This window comes from Streptomyces milbemycinicus (assembly GCF_002154605.1).
GTDB classification, from domain to species: Bacteria; Actinomycetota; Actinomycetes; order Streptomycetales; family Streptomycetaceae; genus Streptomyces; species Streptomyces milbemycinicus.
This window is the reverse complement of record NZ_MUNE01000230.1, coordinates 1-2,973: the sequence shown is the minus strand read 5'-3', so window position 1 is coordinate 2,973 and position 2,973 is coordinate 1. Positions and strand designations below refer to the sequence as shown.

Genomic DNA, 2,973 nt, shown 5'->3' with positions numbered 1-2,973 from the left:
CGCCAGCACCGCCTGCGCCTCGATCGGATCACCCAGCGTCGTACCCGTCCCGTGCGCCTCCACCACATCCACATCCGCCGGCGACAGCCGCGCGTTCGCCAGCGCCTGCCGGATCACCCGCTGCTGCGACGGACCGTTCGGCGCCGTCAGCCCATTGCTCGCACCGTCCTGATTGATCGCCGAACCACGCACCACCGCCCACACCTTGTGACCATTGCGCCGCGCGTCCGACAACCGCTCCAACAACAGCAGCCCGACCCCTTCGCCCCACCCCGTGCCGTCCGCAGCCGCCGCGAACGCCTTGCAGCGGCCGTCCGCCGCGAGCCCGCGCTGCCGCGAGAACTCCACGAAGGCGCCCGGTGTGGACATCACCGTCACCCCACCCGCCAACGCCAGCGAGCACTCACCGCCGCGCAGCCCCCGCACCGCCGAGTGAAGCGCCACCAGCGACGACGAACACCCCGTGTCCACCGTCACCGCGGGACCCTCCAGCCCCAACACATACGACACCCGCCCCGACACCACGCAGCCGAGATTGCCCGTGCCGGTGTACCCCTCCATGTCGAGGCTGGAGATCCCGATGATCGACAGGTAGTCGAAGATGGTCGCGCCGACGTAGACGCCGGTGTCGCTGCCGCGCAGGGAGCCGTGGTCGATGCCGGCGCGCTCGAACGTCTCCCAGGCGGTCTCCAGCAACAGCCGCTGCTGGGGATCCATCCCCACCGCCTCACGCGGCGAGATACCGAAGAAGTCCGCGTCGAACTCCCCCGCGTCGTAGATGAATCCGCCCTCGCGCACATAGCTGGTGCCCGGGCGGTCCGGGTCCGGGTCGTACAGCGTGTCCAGGCGCCAGCCGCGGTCGGTCGGAAACGCCGACATCGCGTCCCGCCCCTCTGTCACGAGGTCCCAGAGCTGTTCCGGGCTGGTCACCCCGCCCGGGAACCGGCACGCCATCCCGACGATCGCGATCGGCTCGTCCGGTTCCCCGACCGGTCCCGCGACGGTGGCGCCGGCGACAGCCGTCTGCGTGCCGGAGATCTCTCCGAGGACATAGCGGGCCAGGTCGTCCGCCGTGGGGTAGTCGAAGATCAGCGTGGTGGGCAGCGGCATTCCGGCGCTTGAGCTGAGCTTGTTGCGCAGCTCGACGGCGGTCAGCGAGTCGAAGCCCATCTCGAAGAAGGGCTTCGTTGCGGAAACGGCGTCCGGACCCGAGTGGCCCAGCACGCCGGCCGCCAGGGCGCGGATGTGCTGCGAGAGTATCTGGTGCCGCTGTTCCGGGGCGGCGGCGGACAGCTGCCTGCGCAACGGGCTGTCCTCGGACGGTGTCTCCTTCTCGAGGAGTTCGACGGCCTGGGGGATCTCGGCGAGCAGCCGGCTGGCGCGCTGCCCGGCGAACGTCGCGGCGAACCGGGCCCAGTCGAAGTCGGCCACCGTCAGCGTCGTCTCGCCACGGCCCAGGGCGTCGCCCAGCACCCGCAGCGCCAGCTCCGGCGGCATGGCGGTCAGGCCCCGGTCACGGAAGAAGGTGGCCACCGCCTCGTCGGCGGCCATGCCCGCCTCGCCCCACGGCCCCCACGCCACCGAAAGCCCCGGCAGACCCTCGGCGCGGCGGCGTTCGGCCAGCGCGTCCAGATACGCGTTGGCCGCCGCGTACGCGCCCTGCTGGCCGCTGCCCCAGCTGGCCGCGCCGGAGGAGAACAGCACGAACGCCGACACGTCCAGGTCGCGCGTGAGCTCATCGAGCCAGCGCGCGCCCCCCGCCTTCGCCGCCGTCACCTGCGCCACCCGGTCCGGATCCAGGTCGCGCACCGGCGTGTAGTCGCCGACACCGGCGGCGTGGAAGATCCCACGCAGGGGATGCTCTTCCGGCACCCGCGCCAGCAGCCCGGCCACCTGGTCCCGGTCCGCGACATCGCAGGCCACCACGTCCACCGAGGCGCCGAGCGCCTCCAGCTCCGCCGTCAGCTCCTCGGCCCCGGGCGCGGCAGGGCCGCGTCGGCCGGCCACGATCACATGGCGCGCGCCCCGCTCGACCACCCACCGTGCGACCCGGCCGCCCACACCGCCCGTCCCGCCGGTGACCAGGACCGACCCCTCGGTCCGCCACTCCTCGCCCGGCGCACCTCCCGGTGCCGCGCGCAGCCGGCGCCCCAGCGCACCGTCGGCGCGCAAAGCCACCTGGTCCTCCGTGCCCTCGGCCACCACCGCGGCCAACCGGCTCGCCGTCTCCTCCTCCACCGCGGCCGGAAGATCGACCAGTCCGCCCCACCGCTTCGGGTACTCCAACGCCATCACGCGCCCCAGACCCCAAACCTGGGCCTGCGCCGGGCTCACCGGGCCGTCCTCGCCGACCGACACCCCGCCGCGCGTCACACACCACAGGCGCCCGCCGAAGTCCGTCTCGTCCAGTGCCTGAACCAGGGCGATGGTCCCGGCCAGCCCCACCGACAGGTGCGGGTGGTCCGGGTGTACGGCTTCGTCAAGGCCCAACGCGCTGATCACACCGGCGACCTCGGGCCCGCCCTCCAGCTGCCGCAGACGCGTCGTGAGCGGATCGCGCGCCTGGTCCCCCGGCGCCAGGGCGAGGGTCGTGCACCGCGCCCCCCGGCCCTCCAGCGCCCGGGCGACCGTCTCGACCGCCGCGTCCCCCTCGAGCTTCTCGGGCACCACCAGCAACCATGTGCCGCTCAGCCGGGGAGCCGCGTCCAAGCCGGTGACCGTGGACCAGGCGGTCCGGTAGCGCCACCCGTCGGTCCGGGCTCGATCCCGTGTGCGCTGACGCCACTCCGCCAACACCGGCAACGCCGGGGCCAGCGCCTGCCGCGCGGTGTCCTCCGCCACGTTCAGCGAGGCCCCGAGCCCGGCGAGATCCCCCGCTTCGACAGCGCTCCAGAAGCGCTCGTCGTCCTCCGAGCCCTTCTCCGGAGAACTCCCCCACCTGCCGGGCTTCAGCCAGTAGTGCTGGTGTTGGAA

At 73.3% G+C, this 2,973-nt stretch carries 1 protein-coding gene; it reads right to left on the bottom strand.

The window, feature by feature from the left end; genetic code table 11:
* Positions 1-2,973 (bottom strand): SDR family NAD(P)-dependent oxidoreductase (locus CCN51_RS19800; protein WP_143675847.1); only part of this gene is annotated, 2,973 nt, incomplete at both ends.